The 16205-nt window shown below is 65.6% G+C and carries 12 protein-coding genes; 9 read left to right on the top strand and 3 right to left on the bottom strand.

Features of this window, described 5'->3' with window-relative positions; translation table 11 throughout:
- Positions 1-28 precede the first annotated feature (28 nt).
- Complete coding sequence (locus QF819_00350) at positions 29-1150, top strand: isocitrate/isopropylmalate dehydrogenase family protein (GenBank protein MDP6801614.1); 1122 nt, start codon at positions 29-31, stop codon at positions 1148-1150.
- Here QF819_00350 and QF819_00345 read toward each other — a convergent pair.
- Both QF819_00345 and QF819_00340 read right to left on the bottom strand, forming a co-directional pair.
- Positions 1147-4113 carry a tetratricopeptide repeat protein gene (locus tag QF819_00345; protein ID MDP6801613.1) on the bottom strand — a complete coding sequence of 989 codons (2967 nt, stop codon included), beginning with the start codon at positions 4111-4113 and terminating at the stop codon, positions 1147-1149. The two genes, QF819_00350 and QF819_00345, sit on opposite strands and share 4 nt — an antisense overlap.
- A 43-nt stretch (positions 4114-4156) precedes the next feature.
- Entirely contained in the window at positions 4157-5920 is a 1764-nt protein-coding gene (locus QF819_00340) for a tetratricopeptide repeat protein (protein MDP6801612.1), read from the bottom strand.
- Positions 5921-6113: 193 nt separating this feature from the next.
- Between QF819_00340 and ppdK the strand changes: the two genes are divergently transcribed.
- On the top strand, positions 6114-8900 hold the full coding sequence (gene ppdK / locus QF819_00335; protein ID MDP6801611.1) for a pyruvate, phosphate dikinase: 2787 nt from the start codon (positions 6114-6116) through the stop codon (positions 8898-8900).
- On the opposite strand, the gene QF819_00330 is transcribed toward ppdK, so the two are convergent.
- Positions 8881-10404 (bottom strand): sigma-54 dependent transcriptional regulator, encoded by a 1524-nt coding sequence (locus QF819_00330; protein MDP6801610.1) that lies wholly within the window; start codon positions 10402-10404, stop codon positions 8881-8883. The two genes, ppdK and QF819_00330, sit on opposite strands and share 20 nt — an antisense overlap.
- Before the next feature lie 397 nt (positions 10405-10801).
- On the opposite strand from QF819_00330, the gene rpsU reads away from it, so the two are divergent.
- The 7 genes from rpsU (at position 10802) to QF819_00295 (ending at position 16196) form a co-directional block, all read left to right on the top strand.
- Positions 10802-10996 (top strand): 30S ribosomal protein S21, encoded by a 195-nt coding sequence (rpsU, locus tag QF819_00325; GenBank protein ID MDP6801609.1) that lies wholly within the window; start codon positions 10802-10804, stop codon positions 10994-10996.
- Positions 10997-11103: 107 nt separating this feature from the next.
- Positions 11104-11301: a hypothetical protein gene (locus tag QF819_00320; protein MDP6801608.1), complete on the top strand. Its 198-nt coding sequence runs from the start codon at positions 11104-11106 to the stop codon at positions 11299-11301.
- 21 nt (positions 11302-11322) lie between these two features.
- Positions 11323-11520 (top strand): 50S ribosomal protein L35, encoded by a 198-nt coding sequence (gene rpmI / locus QF819_00315; protein ID MDP6801607.1) that lies wholly within the window; start codon positions 11323-11325, stop codon positions 11518-11520.
- 310 nt (positions 11521-11830) lie between these two features.
- Positions 11831-12601 carry a HEAT repeat domain-containing protein gene (locus tag QF819_00310; protein ID MDP6801606.1) on the top strand — a complete coding sequence of 257 codons (771 nt, stop codon included), beginning with the start codon at positions 11831-11833 and terminating at the stop codon, positions 12599-12601.
- A gap of 52 nt (positions 12602-12653) precedes the next feature.
- Positions 12654-13295 (top strand): HEAT repeat domain-containing protein, encoded by a 642-nt coding sequence (locus QF819_00305; GenBank protein MDP6801605.1) that lies wholly within the window; start codon positions 12654-12656, stop codon positions 13293-13295.
- A 150-nt stretch (positions 13296-13445) separates the two neighbouring features.
- Complete coding sequence (locus QF819_00300) at positions 13446-15146, top strand: S41 family peptidase (protein ID MDP6801604.1); 1701 nt, start codon at positions 13446-13448, stop codon at positions 15144-15146.
- Positions 15147-15203: 57 nt separating this feature from the next.
- Positions 15204-16196 (top strand): AAA family ATPase, encoded by a 993-nt coding sequence (locus tag QF819_00295; GenBank protein ID MDP6801603.1) that lies wholly within the window; start codon positions 15204-15206, stop codon positions 16194-16196.
- Positions 16197-16205: the final 9 nt, after the last annotated feature.

Raw genomic sequence — 16205 nt, 5'->3', positions numbered from 1 at the left:
ACTTCCCGCTGACCAAGGGAGAAGGGTCATGGCGAAGCACCGGATTGCATGGCTTCCCGGAGACGGGATCGGGGTCGAGGTAATGGATGCGGCGCGGACCGTGCTGGACGCCGTGGGCTTTGATGCCGAGTACGAGCATGGAGACATCGGCTGGGAGTTCTGGAAATCGGAAGGGGACCCGCTTCCGGATCGAACCCTGGACCTCCTGCGGCGTACGGATGCCGCACTGTTCGGCGCCATTACCTCGCTACCGAAGGAAGAGGCCGAAGAAGCGTTGAACCCGGAGCTTCGCGGCAAGGGGCTTGTCTACCGCAGCCCGATCGTGCGACTGCGCCAGGAGTTCGGCCTGCGAACCAACCGCCGCCCGTGCTTCGCGTTCCCCGGGAACCCGCTGAACTACCGCGAGGGCATCGACCTGGTCGTCTTTCGGGAAAACACCGAGGGCCTCTACGCGGGCGTCGAGTTCCACCCCGTTCCGGACGGTGTCCGGGAAGCGCTTGCCGCCGAAAGCCCGGCGATGAAGAAGTTCGACTCCGTGGCCTCCGGGGACATGGCGATCGCGTGCCGGATCATCACTCGCGAGGGAGCACGCCGGATCATCCGCGATGCATTCGCCTTCGCGAAGGAGAAGGGCTATCCGTCCGTCACCGTTGTCGAGAAGCCCAATGTGCTGCGGGAAACCTCCGGGCTCATGGTGCGGGAAGCCCGCGAGGTGGCGAAGGAGTTTCCCGGCGTGGAACTCTGGGAGACGAACATCGACGCCATGGCCATGTGGCTGGTGAAGAACCCGGAGACCTATGGAGTCATCGTCTGCTCCAACCTCTTCGGCGACATCATCTCGGACCTTTGCGCGCAGTTGGTGGGCGGGTTGGGTTTCGCGGCGAGTGGGAACATCGGAGAGTCGTGCGCCGTCTTCGAACCGACGCACGGTTCCGCTCCCAAGTACGCCGGGCAGAACAAAGTGAACCCGATGGCCATGTTCCTCTCCGCCCAGATGATGCTGGACTGGCTGGGCGAAACCGACAAGGCGGAGCGAGTGAAGCGTGCCGTGGCCGGGGTCATCGCCGAAGGAAAGGTCCGCACCTACGATATGGGCGGATCCGCCACCACGACAGAAGCAGGAGACGCGGTCGCGCGGTTGGCTGGCTAGCCCGCGCGCCGGGCACCGGAGTCCGGCGCGGCGGAACCTCGCGCGGAGTCGGGCGAGGCGGACGGCACAGCGGATTCGTCGGAACGGAAGTGCCGCTTGTGGGCGTCTTCGTATCGCGTGATGCGCGTCCGGATCTCCCGATTCCCCGGATCGACCTCCAATGCCCTCTTGAGCGTCCGGATTCCCCACAGAAGATCGGGAATGTCCTGCACGGCCAGGGTGCAGTCCACATACTCCTGAATGGCGATGACATAGTCCGGGTTCCTTTGCAATGCCTTTTCGAAGAAGGGAATCGCCTCTTCATAGCGAGTGTTGCGCTTCATGATGCGGCCCATCTGTGCCCAGTAGATCTCGTTCTCCGGATCCAGCTTCGTGGCTTCGTGCGTGACCGAGAGCGCATACTCCATGTTGTTGTTCTGAATCAGCAGGTGCCCCATGTTCGCAAAGGCCAGCGCGAAAGTGGTGTCCGTTTCCATGGCCGTGCGGAAGTTGTGGTGGGCGGCCGTGAAGGCATTCCGCCCGGCGTAGGCCATGCCGATGTCATTGTGAACGGATGCGAGCGAGCGCCGAAGCGACGGGTCATTCGGGTTCATTTCCTGCGCAGCCTCGTACTTCTCAACGGCATCGAGCGCTTCCCCGTCCCGTTCGATGGCGCGCCCCTCATGTTCCAGATCGCGTGCCCGGACTGCGATGCGCAGAGCCTCCGGGAATCCGTCGCCGGGGTTTCCCGCGTAGGTGGCCAGGGCATCGTCCCTGATGGCTGCGAGCCCGGCCACGGGATTCACGAGCCGACCGTGGAGGCGCCGTGCGGTTTCTTCGCGAGTGAGAGTCCGGGAGTCCAGCGTGTGTCGTCCCGGTGCCGTCTGGGAGATGCGCCGTACGGTCGCGTCGGACACGAGGAAGTGCGAGAGAAGCGTCACGGGATCGCCAATCCAGGACCGACGGCAGCTCGCGGCGACCGCGGGTTCCCCGTAACCCGCGAGAAGGGGGCGCAGATCTCGTGCCGCAGATTGCGTCCGGCTTGCCAGAAGAAGGAGATCTCCCTCCGAAGCCTCCCAGATCTCCACGCGCGGGAACACGGCGGCGGCGGTCGCGAGCACCGCTTCCAGCCCGTCCCGGCTCAGGCTGAGTGCGGGAATCCACTGGCAGAAGAGCCCGTCCGGACGAAGCCGGTCACGGGCGAGTGAGTAGAACTCCACCGACGAGGTGCGCGCGGCGAGCGCAGACCACCGTCCCGCCATGGTCGAGAGAATGACATCGAACGGGTCCGCGCGCCGGAGCACTGCGGCGGGGTCCCCGGGGATGACGGAAAGGCGTGGGTCGCGCAGTGCGGCCTCGGTCTCTCCGCCGAGCTGGGCGAGCGCATGGAAGCGGGCGCGGGAGACATCCACGCACGCCACCTCTTCCAGCGGATGCGTCATGATGGCGGCCAGGGCAATCCCGTTGCCCGCCCCCAGCAGAAGCGCGCGCTCCGGCTTGGCGTGGAGGAGCAGCGGGACATGCGCGAGCATCGCATGGCTCTTGCGGGCGGATGCGGTCGCCATTTCGAAGCGCCCGTTGGTCAGAATGCGCCGCACGCCTCCGCGCCGGGCGACGGAGACTGACCCGGAGAGTTCGTCGTGATGAAGGGTGAGCCAGCTCGTCTGGGCCGCGGTGCCGGAGGAGCGAGTCACGAGCATGGACCGTTCCACCAGTAGTTCCGTGGTCCTGGGCACGGGCGTGGCCTGATGTGCGAAGAGGACTGCGAGCAGACCCACCACTCCGACGCCGATGCGGAGAGTGCGCCTTCGGGGGGAGGCGGACAGAAGGGTCAGCAGTATGCCGAGGAGGGCGATTGTGAACGCGGCTCCCCGGAGAACCGTGTCGAGGCCCGCGCGCGGAAGCGTCATCCCGACGGCGGCCAGGGCAATCAGTGCGCCCAGAGTTCCCGCAAGCGTCAGCAGTCCGACCGCCCGGGTCCGGGTCGGTCTCGGGATGCTTCCCGGAAGGAGAGAAAACGCCATCCCCGAAAGGACCGCCTGCGGAAGGACCAGCCGCGCGACTCTCGGCGTGGCCCAGTGGAGGAGGGCGTCCGGACCGGGGTGGTCGACCATCACGGTCTGGAGCAGGTAGATGTCCTTCGGGAGACTGCCGGTTGCGCGGAGCGTGGCGACCGCCGCCAGAGTCAGCGCGACTCCGGCCCACGGGATTCCGGCGCGTCCGAGCCACCGCGCGAAGAGGATGCCGAGAGCGCCGCCGAGCATCCACCCGAGGGCGGTCATCGTGGGAATGAGCGGTACTCCGCCGAGGGAATCCGCCAGAAGGAGGCGGAGGTTCCCGGCTGCAAGCAGGTGCAGTGCCACCGCACCCGCAGCGAGCACGCACGCGGCGGATGCGAGAGCCAGCCCGTCGCCCCGGTCTTCGGCCTGCGCGCGGCCTTCCGCATCTGTGGTGGGTGCCCACCGGAGCGCTGCCGCGGCCGCCACCAGAAGCACGGCGGCATGGATTCCGCGCTGGGCCAGTCCGGGAGCAAAGGCCCACTCCGCGGCCATCGCCGCGAGAACCCCGGCCGCCGCGGCAGGGACGATCGCACTCAACCGGGCAGCGACCGCTTGCCCACTCGCCATTCCGAGCAGGAATGCGGGGAGTCCCAGAAAGGGGAGCGCGGCAAGGATGCTTCCCACCGCTCTGGCAGCCGGCGCCGCGTTCATGGGAAGGCCGAAGAGTGTGAGAAGCGATCCGGTTGCCGCCGTCAGCAGGCCGATTCCCGCAGCCGCCGCAGCGGGAATCAGGAGCAGCAGCGGCGGTGCGAACCTTCCCCGCGCCGGGCTTGCGCTCAGGATTCCGGCCGCAAGACTGGCGCCGCCGAGCGCAAGAAGCCCCCAGGATACCTGCGGGAATGTGCCGCAGGCGCGGGCGGCCATTTCCTGCCAGGCCGGGAATGCGACGCCCGTGGCGAATGCGAGAAGAAACGCGGCAAGCATGGTTCACCACTCCTTCAACGGGGACAAATGAGCGGAGATAATATCACAGCCCGGACCGCAGGCGTCGGAGGTTCGTGGAGAATCGGGTGTCCCCGGGTTCCAGCTCCAGGCCCGACCGGAACATCTCTTGCGCCTCGTCCCTTCGTCCGGCCCGGGCCAGCCACACGCCATAGTTGAGGCGAACATCCGTCGAGTACGGATCCACGGCCAGCGCACGGCGGTATGCGTCCTCCGCCCCGGATACGCCGGCCAGCTCCGCCGCCTGCGCCCGCCCGAGGAGAACCCGGACATAGTCCGGAGCGGCGATCAGCGCGGCGTCGAAGTGGCGCAGTGCCCCGGTCGCGTCTTCGCGGGCCAGGAGCGTTTCCGCCAGCCATCGGTGCGCGTCGGGGTCGTGGGGGTCGGCGCGAAGTGCGTTGCGGAATGCTGCTTCCGCCTCGCGCGCTCGGCCTGCTTCGCGCAGTGCAACCCCCCGGTTGATGGCCGTTCGCGTGAGGTTCATCTCGCGACCGCCGGTGAGGTCCGCCCATACCACGGCAGCGACCGCGGCCACGGCAAGGCCACACCGCGGAAGATCGCGCCGCGTCCACCGGCGCGTGAGGATTCCATCGATTCCCGCACCGGCGAACACGCACAGCAACGGCACCGCCTCCAGCCGGTATCGCGCCGCCGGGAAGAAGAGGAGGTTCTGCGCGGCGACAGCCCCGAGCGCCAGCAGCAGGAGAGCGCGCGAGCGCCCGCGCAGTCCTCCGCGAAGGAGGCCTGCCATCGCCAGCGGTGCCACCAGTGCGAAGGAGGCCAGCGGCAGTGAGAGCACGCGTGAGTCGCGTCGCCACGCCTCCATGTCCGTATTGCGTGGAGGCTCCCGCGCATCGAGCAGGCGGGCCGCCTTCCGGCAGAGGTTCGCGGCCCACGCGGCAGGATCCGCCCCCGCCTCCGACCATGCGCGCCGCATCCACCAGCGGGACTCCGCACCGGGCGTACGCACGCCGTCCGCCAGCGGCATTCGCTGCAGCCGCTCCCACGCCGCCCCCGGCTGGATGGCGGACAGCGAGTCGGCGCCGGTTCCATTCCCCAGATAGAGATTGATGCCGCCGTTTGTGGAGATGAGCACCGTCTCCCCGCCGCGATACCGGTTGGCCGCCGTGAACGGGAGAACCATCGCCAGAAGGAGGGCGGCCGCCGGAAGAAGCGCGCGGGTTCGCGCCAGTCGCGCACCCCGGGGCGCGACCCACCACGCCGCTGCCGCTCCCGCCAGCAGGATGCCGGTGGGGCGCGTGGCGATCGACAGGCCCAGCAGAAGCCCGGCCAGGGGAAGGTGCCAGCGCCTTGCCGAAGGGCCGTCCGCCGCCAGGAAAAGGAGGATGGCGGCCGTGGAAGTCGTCAGCACCAGGGTTACCGGAAGGAGTTCGCCCTCGAAGTAGAGCGCGGGGCCATAGCCCGCCAACAGGAACGCTGCCCAGTACGCCGCCCGCCGGCGCCCTCCGGCCAGCGGAGTCAGAAGAAGCAGCAGCCCGACCGTGCCCACCCCCAGTAGCGACTGGAAGATCCTCGGCGCCATCGGGTGGCCTTCGGCCGAGGCATAGACCGCGCCCAGGAGAAGCGGATAGAGCGGGGGCTGATAGAACGGCGTCTCCAGCACCCCCGGGCCTGCCTGCGCCACCCGCCTCGCGAGCCGGTCGTAGACCTGCGCGTCGATCAGCGGAGCCACGAACGCCGGAGAGTGGCGATAGTCCGCGAGGTGGCCCGCGCGAATCGTCAGCGCGAAGAGCAGGATCCCCAGCGGGAGAATCAGACGACGCATCATGGCCGGAGACTACCGACTCTGCCGCCGGGTGTCGCCGGTGGGATGCACGCGGCGGCCGGGAGCCGCTCCCGGTCGAATCGATTGCCCGCCCCGGGGGATTGGGGTAGCTTGGGAGTTTTCCGGGTCCAACGGGTTTTCATCAGCGACAAACCGCCGCCTGTACTCGGAGGGTGGCGCGGAAGGAATGAGTCCCATGCCAGCACGCAGGAAAGATGTGTACTACTTCGGGGACGGAAAGGCCGAAGGTCGCGCCGCCGACAAGAATCTTCTGGGCGGCAAGGGCGCGAATCTGGCGGAGATGACGCATCTCGGCCTTCCCGTTCCCGCAGGGTTTACGATCTCCACAGAAGTTTGCTCGGCCTACTACAAGAATCGGAAGCGGTACCCCTCCACCCTTCGGCGGGAAGTGTCGCGGGCGCTGGCCCGTGTCGAGAAGGCCATGGGTGCCACCTTTGGAAGCGCGGACCGCCCGCTCCTGCTCTCCGTGCGTTCGGGCGCGCGCGTCTCCATGCCGGGAATGATGGACACGGTTTTGAACCTCGGACTGAACGATGAAACGGTGCAGGGACTCATCGCCCGAACCGGCAACCCGCGGTTCGCCTACGACAGCTACCGCCGCTTCGTGCAGATGTACGGAGATGTGGTTCTCGGGCTCCGCCCGGAGTCGCCGGACGATGCAGACCCCTTCGAGGAGCTTCTGGAGAAGAAGAAGCGGCTGCGCGGCGTGGCACAGGACACCGAACTGTCGGCGGAGGATCTGAAAGATCTCGTCGCGCAGTTCAAGCGTGCCATCCGGAAGCGCACCGGCCATCCGTTCCCGGAGGATCCTGACGAGCAGCTCTGGGGCGCCATCGGAGCGGTGTTCGGCAGTTGGATGAACGACCGCGCCGATGCGTACCGCGCGTTGAACCACATCCCCGCCGACTGGGGAACCGCCGTCAATGTGCAGGCCATGGTCTTCGGGAACATGGGAGAGGACTGCGCCACCGGCGTTGCCTTCACGCGGGATCCGGCAACCGGAGAGAAGCGGTTCTACGGCGAGTTTCTCGTGAATGCGCAGGGCGAGGATGTCGTGGCGGGTATCCGCACGCCGCACCCCATCGAGGACTTGCGGGAGATCATGCCCCGGGTGTACCGCCAGCTCCTCCGGATTCAGAAGACGCTGGAGAAGCACTATCGGGACATGCAGGATGTGGAGTTCACCGTCCAGAACGGCCATCTCTGGATGCTCCAGACGCGGTCCGGAAAGCGAACGGGTACGGCGGCCGTGAGGATTGCCGTGGCGATGGTGGCGGAGAGGCTCATCACTCGGGACGAAGCGATCACACGGATCGATCCGGACCACATCGAGCAGTTCCTGGCTCCCGGGTTCGACCCGGCTGCCAAGCGAACGGCACTGACGGACGGGAGCTTTCTGGCGAAGGGGCTGCCGGCGGGGCCGGGCGCGGCGTCCGGACGCGTGGTGTTCAATGCGGAGGATGCCGAGGAGTGGGCAGCTCGCGGGGAGGCGGTCATTCTCACGCGGATCGAGACCTCCCCGGAGGACATCCGCGGAATGAACGCCGCGGTCGGTATCCTGACCGCGCGCGGCGGGATGACTTCGCACGCGGCGCTGGTGGCGCGCCAGATGGGAAAGGTCTGTGTCGCCGGTTGCGGCGATCTGGACATCGACTATCGCAAGCGCACCCTCCGCGCAGAGGGTCGTGTCCTCCGCGAGGGAGACTGGATCTCCATCGACGGCACCACCGGTGAGGTCATGCTGGGGCATCTGGACACGCACCCGTCCGATGTGGTGCGTGCGGTGGAAAAAGGGCGGAAGGCTCCCCGGTCGGGGTCGTCGGACCACACCATCTTCAGTCGCGTCATGAAGTGGTCGGACGATCTGCGCCGTCTGGGAATCCGAACAAACGCGGATCAACCGGGGCAGGCGAAGATCGCCGTCGAGTTCGGCGCCGAGGGGATCGGGCTGTGCCGGACGGAGCATATGTTCTTCGGCGAACCCAAGATCACCGCCGTCCGGGAGATGATTCTCGCGCCGGATGCCGCCACTCGCCGGAAGGCGCTGGCCAAACTTCTGCCGCTCCAGAGGAAGGACTTCCGCGGCATCTTCCGGGCGATGGGCGGGCAACCTGTCACCATTCGCACGCTGGATCCGCCGCTCCACGAGTTCCTTCCGCACGGAAAGCGGGAGATCGCGGAACTGGCGCGGAAGCTGGGCGTGAAGCCCGCCGTGCTGGCCGGGCGCGTGGAGATGCTGAAGGAACTCAACCCGATGCTGGGGCATCGCGGATGTCGGCTGGGGATTGCGTATCCGGAGATTACGGAGATGCAGGCCCGGGCCATTCTGGAGGCGGCCTGCGATGTGAAGAAGAAGGGGATGCGCGTCCGGCCGGAGATCATGATCCCGCTTGTGGGGCACAGTGAGGAGTTGCGGCTGCAGGAGGGGGTCGTTCGGAAGGTGGCGGAAGAGGTGTTTGCCCGCCGGAAGATGCGGGTTCCGTATCTGGTCGGCACGATGATCGAGGTTCCCCGCGCCGCGCTGACGGCAGATCAGATCGCCGGACACGCGGAGTTCTTCAGCTTCGGGACGAACGATCTCACGCAGACCGCATTCGGTCTCTCCCGGGATGATTCCGGGCGGTTCCTGCCCGACTATGTGGATCAGGGCATCCTCCCGGCGGACCCGTTCGCGACGCTGGATGTGGACGGCGTGGGCCAGCTCCTGGAGATCGCCGTGGAGAAGGGCCGGGCGGTTCGTGCGGGCATGAAGGTGGGGATCTGTGGCGAACACGGGGGAGACCCGGCCACGATCGACTTCTGCCACCGGCTGGGTCTCGACTATGTGAGTTGCTCGCCGTTCCGTGTTCCGGTGGCACGGCTGGCCGCCGCGCAGGCGGAGCTTCGCAACCGGAGTGCCGCGCCCGCCCGAAAGAAGAAGAAGCCCGCGCGGCGAAAGAGGGTCAGTCGCCGGACTCGGTAAGGCCGAAGTCCCGGATGCGCCGGTAGAGGGTTCGTTCGCTGATGCCCAGCGCGCGAGCGGCCCTCCGCCGGTTCCCCGCGGACTCCCGCAAGGCCCGCTCCACGGCGTGGCGCTCCATGTCGGCAAGAGACCCGGCTTCGTCAGCCCGGTCCTCCTCTACGCGAACCGGTCCGGTCGGATAGACGGGACCGCCCGCGGGCCCGTACGGCGGGGTGAATCCCGGAGGCACCGGAGTGCGCCCCGTCGCCCCGGCCAGAATCAGCTCCCGGATTCCGGCCACTTCCGCCCGTAGAGCCAGCAGTGACTGAATGATGAACTCGCGCTCCTCCCGAGTACGATCCGACGGGAGCGCCGGCAGATGGCGCTGCCTCGCGGCTTCGTGGAGAACATGGGGTGGGAGGTCGGCGGCTTCCACGGGCTTCTCCGGGCGGAGCGCGATCATTCCATCCACCAGATTCCGGAGTTCGCGGACATTTCCGGGCCACTCGTAGGTCTCCAGCGCGTCGAGCGCTTCGGGCGTGAACCCCGGGAAGTCCAGCCCGTGTCGCGCGGCGGTCCGGTCCGCGAAGTTCCGCAAGAGCGCGGGAATCTCTCCTCGCCTTTCCCGGAGAGGCGGCACATGGAAGTGGACGACATTGAGCCGGTAGTAGAGATCCCTGCGGAACCGCCCGGCGCGGACCTCTTCCTCCAGATCGCGGTTGGTGGCCGCGACGATCCGGGTGTCCACGGTGACCGGCTTCGATCCGCCCACGCGCAGAAACCGTTCCTCCTCCAACACGCGCAGGAGGTTCACCTGCGCCTCGGTGGCCATCTCTCCGATCTCGTCGAGAAAGAGCGTCCCTCCATCGGCCAACTCGAATCGACCGATCCGCCGCCCGTCCGCGCTCGTGAAGGCCCCCTTCTCATGACCGAAGAGTTCCGACTCCAGGAGATTCGCGGGGAGTGCGCCGACATTCACGGCGACGAACGGCCCGTCCGCACGATCACTGGCCCGGTGGATGGCCTGAGCGAGCACTTCCTTCCCGGTGCCGCTCTCCCCCGTGATGAGCACCGTGACCTTCAGCGGTGCGGCTCGAAGCACGCGCTCGAAGATCTCCAGCATGGCGGGATCCCGAACCGTCAGTTCCAGGTCGTTGATGAGGCGTCGTCGCTGGCGAAGGCTGTCGAGTCGGGCCAGGAGCCGCTCATGGGGGGTGGTCGCGTCGAGGACATCTTCCGCTCCCTCAGCGAGGAGTTCCGCCCGGCCTGAACCGTTCTCGGGCGCCAGAAGCACGAAGTCGGTTTGCAATCCCTCGCGTTTTCCCAGTGTGATGAGGTTCCGCGCGGGTCCGTCCGGGAGTTCCACCGGGAAAAGGGCGATGTCCGGAGGGGCGTCGCGGAGTTGTCGGAGAGCCTCTGCGCCCGACTCCACCCGTGTCACATTCCAGCCCTCAGCGATGGCCTCCCGAGCGAAGTCGGTCCAATCCGGGAACGGCCCGGCCAGGAGAAGGGTGCTGCCTGCCATATCGACCTCCGGAATCAGGCTGAGAACCCGCCCATGTTAGGAATACCGCCTGTGCCTGTCAAGATGGCAGACCTGCACCGTGGTCTGAGGTTTGCCGGGGGGGCAATCTGCAATCTGCCCGCTCCCCGTTCGCGCGTCCCCCGGGGAACCGCCCGGCAGTCGCCGAGCGACCAAACCAGCGGCCGCCGGTTCCGACGCAGGTGCAATGCGACACGAGGTTCCGTCGCATCCGAAGATGGGAATGGGGGGAACTTGACAACCAGAAAGGCCAAGTGCATACTCTCGCGACCGATTGTGTGCAAGTCAGGAAAAACCAAGGCGAGTCGTCGTAGTGTGGGCGCTGGTTCAGGCTGGCCCCCGGACTTCGGTGTACCGTTTACCGGAAGGTTCAGTTTCTATGCCGCTGATCAAGGTGAAGGACAATGAGTCGATCGAACGGGCTCTCAAGCGCTTCAAGAAGAAGTGTGAAAAAGAAGGGGTCATTCAGGACATCAAGAAGAGCAGCCGATTCCTGAAGCCCTCCGAACGAAAGAGAAAGAAGGCACTCAAGGCGGAGAAGCGGCGCAGGCAGGCCGCCCGCAAGAAGAGATAAGAGAGACTTGAGAGCGCGCCTTTTCCAGAGCACCGACATGCATCGCGCCGAACAGCGCTCCAGAGAAGGCGGTATGGTCCGTGGGGTGGGACTCCGTGAAGGGAGTGATGATGATTCGCGAGAAGGACACTTCGATACTGGAGAAGGACCGCACCAACAGTACTTATGAACTCCTCCTCCGGAAGGCTGTGGAGGAAGGGCGCGTCGGCGGAGATCACCGTTGTCGCGTTTGCGGGATGAAGTTCAACAATGGACAGGCCGCAGCCGAGTGCTGCGAGAAAGTCCTCCAGCACAGCAAGCTGTAGAGGGCGCAACCGGAGGCGGAAATGCCGAAGATGAAGACCAACCGAAGTGCCGCGAAGCGTTTCAAGCGCACCGGCACCGGGAAGCTCCGCCACAAAAAGGGCTTCAAGAACCATATCCTGACGAAGAAATCTCCCAAGCGGATTCGACAGCTTCGCCGCCTCGGCGTCCTGGACGAAGGCGACGAGAAGCGGATGAATGTGATCCTGCCCTACTTGTAGGCCGCGTTTCGTGGCAGGCTCTGCTGCGGCTTCTCCCGGCGGCGCCTGGCTGCGCATTCGGGGCGGTATCGATCCTCGACGGGGCTTTTGCCCCGCCTCCGGTCGATCCCGCCCCGACTTCTTGCCATCCACCACCGGGCAAACCCTCGCGACGAGCCTGCCACGAAACGCGGCCTCGTCCGCGCTTCCCGCCACACTCTGCTGCGGCCACTTCCGACCGGCGGGCTTCTTGACCCCTTCCCGGGGGGTTGCTACCGTCCGGGCTCGTGTCCGGAAACCGCCCACTTACCGCCCGGAGAGGCCTCTCGTGATGCCGCCTCAGCGTTTCTCACCCGTCTGCATGGTCGTGATTCTCACGGTGTGCGGCGGGAGCGTCCGGCCTGCGGTCGGGAGTCCGCTTGACGACGGGCTCCGGCACCTTCGGTCGGAAGATGTCCTCACGGCGGATGCGGCGGTCGAGGAACTGATCCCGCTCGGTTCGGCCGCCGTGGATTCCCTGCTGCCCCTTCTGGAGGACCCCGCTCGCGATGTTCGCGCCGGGGCCATTCGTGCGCTCGGGAGAATCGGTGATTCCCGCGCGACGGCCCCCCTTCTGCGCCAACTGGAAGCGTCGCTGGCGGGCACGGAGCCGGACACCTTCGCGGATCGATACCATCGAATCCTGCTCATTCGTGCGCTGGGGCGCATGGGGGAGAGTGAGGCACAGTCCGCTCTTCGAGGAGTTGCGCTGACGGGCGACGCTTTTGAAAGAGCCCACGCGGGGATCTCGCTGTTTCTCATTGGAGAGGAATCGGGTTACGATCTCGTGCTGAAGAGTCTGGGCGACCCCTCTCCGGCCATTCGGAGTCTGACGGCCGAGGGGCTGGCCGAGTCCCGATCCCGTCGCTCGCGGGAACTTCTCCTGCGTGCCGCGGCGGATTCGGAGTGGGTGGTGCGGGATGCCGCGTTTCAGTCTCTCTCGCGCTGGTTGGGACACGAAGCCGTGGAACAGGCGTTTCGTGCCGGGGCCAAGGATCCGTCATGGTATGTGCGGCAGACGGTAGAGGATGTTCGGAGAGCGGCAAGCGCCGCAGGAAACTGATGCAGCCCCCGCTTCAAGGGGGCGTCAAACCCGGGTACCCGGAGGGATGGAGATGATGAGGATTCCCCGTTTTGCGACCACTCTCGTCCTTGGGGCGTGTCTGTTCGCGCTGAGCGGGACAACGGCCCCCGCTCCCGCGCAGGACGAGACAGAGGATACCGCGGCCGCGATCGCCACGGCCATCGAGACGATGGTGACGGCCATCCTGGAAGGCAACGACCCCATGCGGAATCGGATGTTCTTCGAGTTGAGGATCATCGGCAACGAGAGCGTTCCCGCACTGGTGGATCTGATGGGCGACAGCCGTACTCCCGTTCGCGAGTATGCCATGCACACCGTGAGCTACATCGACGACCCGCGGTGGATTGATCCGGTCATTCGCCTCTTGCAGGAGGATCCGGAAGCGTCCACACGAGCCATGGCGTGTCGTGCCGTGGCCCGAACGCAGGACACCCCGATTCTCGCGGAGGAAGGCCGCAAGGCCATCCCCCACCTCATCGAGACGCTGGGGTCGGACGAGGAACTCGTCAGCATGGATGCGGCGTTTGCGCTGGGGTGGTTTGGGGATCCGGTGGCACGGCCCCACCTTGAAAAGGCGGCCGGGAGTTCTTCCGAACTGGTGAGTTTCTTCGCGAAGGGTGCCCTGGAGGACATCGACCACGCCGAGAAAATGGCTGCCCGGGACCGCGAATAAACCTCGGATTCCCCGCCCGACCGAGGGCACTTTTCCGGTCGAGCGGGGTTGGTAAATCTCCCGGAACGGGTTTCGCGCGGGCGTGCCCGGTCCGTTACTCATGGTCCGCATCCGGCCGCATTCGCGAGTCCGGGGAGGGAGTCGAGCCTGATGATCCGCCGCCGTCATGTATTCCGTGTGATTGTGCCGCTTCTCGTTGTTGCGGCAGTGGTGGCGGTGACCACGCGCACCCAGGCCGCCCGCAACATCTTCAACGACATCAAGGTCTACAACAAAGTTCTTGTGGCCGTATTCGACCAGTATGTCGACGAAGTGGACTCCGGAGATCTGATTCGCGCCTCCATCGAGGGGATGCTGGGCTCGCTGGACCAGCACACGAACTTTATGGAGAAGAAGCAGTTCGACCGCCTGATGCTGGAGACGCAGGGCAAGTATGGCGGGATCGGGATCTCGATCGACATCCGCGACGATTGGCTGACGGTGGTTTCCCCCATCGAAGGAACGCCCGCATTCAAGCTGGGCATTCGAGCCGGAGATCAGATCGTCGCGATCGAAGAGGAGAGCACGCACGGGATCACCACCGCGGAGGCGGCGTCCATTCTTCGCGGACCCAAGGGCACGGAAGTCACCATCACCATCCGGCGCAAGGGTGAACCCGCGCCGTTCGAAGTGACGATCGTGCGGGATGTGATCGAACTGAACTCCGTCCCCGACGCGCGGATTGTCCGTGACGACATTGGCTATCTGCGTCTGTCACGATTCAGCGAAGACACCGGAGAAGAAGTGGAGGCCGCGCTCCGCGACCTGTTGGATCAGGGCGCGCGGGGCATCGTCTTCGACCTTCGCTGGAATCATGGTGGCCTTCTGACGCAGGCGGTTTCCGTCTCGGAGATGTTCCTGCCCAAGGGGGAGTTGATCGCTTACACGCAGGGGAGGTCGGAACGGGATCGTCGCGAGTTCCGCTCCTCTTCGAACACGGTATTCCCGGACGGGATTCCCGTGGTGATTCTGGTGAACGGGTCGACGGCGAGTGCGTCGGAGATTGTCGCGGGTGCGCTTCAGGACAGCGACCGGGCGGTCATTCTCGGGGAGCCGACATACGGCAAGGGACTGGTGCAGACACTTCTCCCGATGAGTCCGGAAGCCAACCTGAAGCTCACCACGGCGCGGTGGTACACGCCATCGGGGCGTTGTCTTCAGCGCGACACCACCGGACTGATCAACGGGAAGGACCCGCTGGACGCGGAGGCCGTCCCGGAGGAACCGTCGGAGGACGCAGAGGAAGACGAGGACGCGGACGAAGACGCGGGGGATGACGGCGGTATTGTTCCGGACATCGAGATGGAAGGGGACTATCGCACCCGGTTCGGATTTGAACTGGAGCAACAGAATCACATCTTCCATTTTGCGGTGGACTTCATTGCGAGAGAGAAGGAGATCCCCACAGACTTCCGCGTGGGTGAGAGTCTGGTGAAGGAGTTCCGTGCGTTTTTGGAGACGCAGGACCTTGAGTACGAAACGGCCGCCGAGATGGAACTGACGCGCCTGCGTGACCTTCTGGAAAAAGAGGAATACGACGCCGAAACGCTCTCCGCGCTGGAAGGGCTGGGCGCCCGGTTTGAACTGGAGAAGGGTCGCGACTTCGATCGAAACGCCGAGTATGTGGCCTTTGCTCTTGAGCGGGAGATTCTCTCCAAGGTGCACGGAACAGCGGGCATGTACAGCGCGATCCTCCGTAACGACACGCAGGCGCAGGCGGCGGTGGATCTGATTCTCGACACAGAGGCTTTTGCGCGTGCGCTCGCCGGAGTGGAAACACAGCAGAGAGAGATCGCCACGGACGAGGGCTGAGTTCCCGCATCGAGTGGCATGGCAGACAACTGGATTCAGTGAAAGGAGTTCGGGATCGTGGCAGTCGCGGACATTGAGGCACTCAACGAACGCATCCACGCCGAGAGCGCGTTCGTCGAGAGGGTTCAGCATGAGATGGGGCGGGTGATTGTCGGGCAGACCACCATGGTGGAGAGACTTCTTGTGGCGCTTCTCGCGGATGGCCATGTTCTTCTGGAAGGGGTCCCGGGACTCGCAAAGACCCTTACGGTGAGTACGCTGGCTTCGCTCGTCGAGGCGGACTTTCATCGGATTCAGTTTACGCCGGACCTCCTTCCGGCGGATCTGGTCGGTACGCTGATCTACGACCAGAAGCAGGGGACATTCCTCCCGAAGAAGGGACCGATCTTCGCGAATGTGATTCTGGCCGACGAGATCAACCGCGCCCCCGCGAAAGTACAGTCCGCGCTTCTGGAGGCCATGCAGGAACGGCAGGTCACGATCGGGGAGACCACCTACCCGCTGGACGAACCGTTCCTTGTGCTGGCCACACAGAACCCCATCGAGCAGGAGGGGACCTACCCGCTGCCGGAGGCGCAGGTGGATCGCTTCATGCTGAAGGTGATTGTGGGTTACCCGGGAAAGTCAGAAGAACGGGAGATTCTCCGGCGACAGACGGGTCGGCCCGTGGAGATGCCGGGGAAGGCAGTCGGGAAGGCGGAACTGATCCGCGCTCGCGGCGTGGTCCGCGACATCTACATGGACGAGAAGGTGGAGAACTATGTCGTGGACCTTGTCCACGCAACTCGCGAACCGGCAGAGCATGGGCTGTCCGAACTGGCGGATCTCATCGAGTACGGAGCCTCTCCGCGCGCCACGATCTATCTGGTTCTCGCGGCAAAGGCGCACGCATTTCTGGCGCGACGCGGCTATGTCACTCCCGACGATGTCCGCGCGATCGGAAGAGATGTGCTTCGCCATCGCGTCATCCTGACCTACGAGGCGGAGGCGGAGGAGACGACCTCCGAGGATGTTGTGAACAGGATCTTCGACACCATCGAGGTTCCGTAGCAGCGGCCG

The organism is Gemmatimonadota bacterium (assembly GCA_030747075.1).
In the GTDB taxonomy this organism is placed as follows: Bacteria; ARS69; ARS69; order ARS69; family ARS69; genus ARS69.
This window is presented reverse-complemented; position numbering and strand designations above follow the sequence as displayed.

Bases quoted from the DNA above. Each gene is read 5' to 3' on its own strand.
- QF819_00350 (MDP6801614.1), top strand. From the start codon at position 29: ATGGCGAAGCACCGGATTGCATGGCTTCCCGGAGACGGGATCGGGGTC.
- rpsU (MDP6801609.1), top strand. From the start codon at position 10,802: ATGCCGCTGATCAAGGTGAAGGACAATGAGTCGATCGAACGGGCTCTC.
- rpmI (MDP6801607.1), top strand. From the start codon at position 11,323: ATGCCGAAGATGAAGACCAACCGAAGTGCCGCGAAGCGTTTCAAGCGC.
- QF819_00300 (MDP6801604.1), top strand. From the start codon at position 13,446: ATGATCCGCCGCCGTCATGTATTCCGTGTGATTGTGCCGCTTCTCGTT.
- QF819_00310 (MDP6801606.1), top strand. From the start codon at position 11,831: ATGCCGCCTCAGCGTTTCTCACCCGTCTGCATGGTCGTGATTCTCACG.
- QF819_00330 (MDP6801610.1), bottom strand. From the start codon at position 10,404: ATGGCAGGCAGCACCCTTCTCCTGGCCGGGCCGTTCCCGGATTGGACC.
- QF819_00305 (MDP6801605.1), top strand. From the start codon at position 12,654: ATGATGAGGATTCCCCGTTTTGCGACCACTCTCGTCCTTGGGGCGTGT.
- QF819_00345 (MDP6801613.1), bottom strand. From the start codon at position 4,113: ATGCTTGCCGCGTTTCTTCTCGCATTCGCCACGGGCGTCGCATTCCCG.
- QF819_00340 (MDP6801612.1), bottom strand. From the start codon at position 5,920: ATGATGCGTCGTCTGATTCTCCCGCTGGGGATCCTGCTCTTCGCGCTG.
- ppdK (MDP6801611.1), top strand. From the start codon at position 6,114: ATGCCAGCACGCAGGAAAGATGTGTACTACTTCGGGGACGGAAAGGCC.
- QF819_00320 (MDP6801608.1), top strand. From the start codon at position 11,104: ATGATGATTCGCGAGAAGGACACTTCGATACTGGAGAAGGACCGCACC.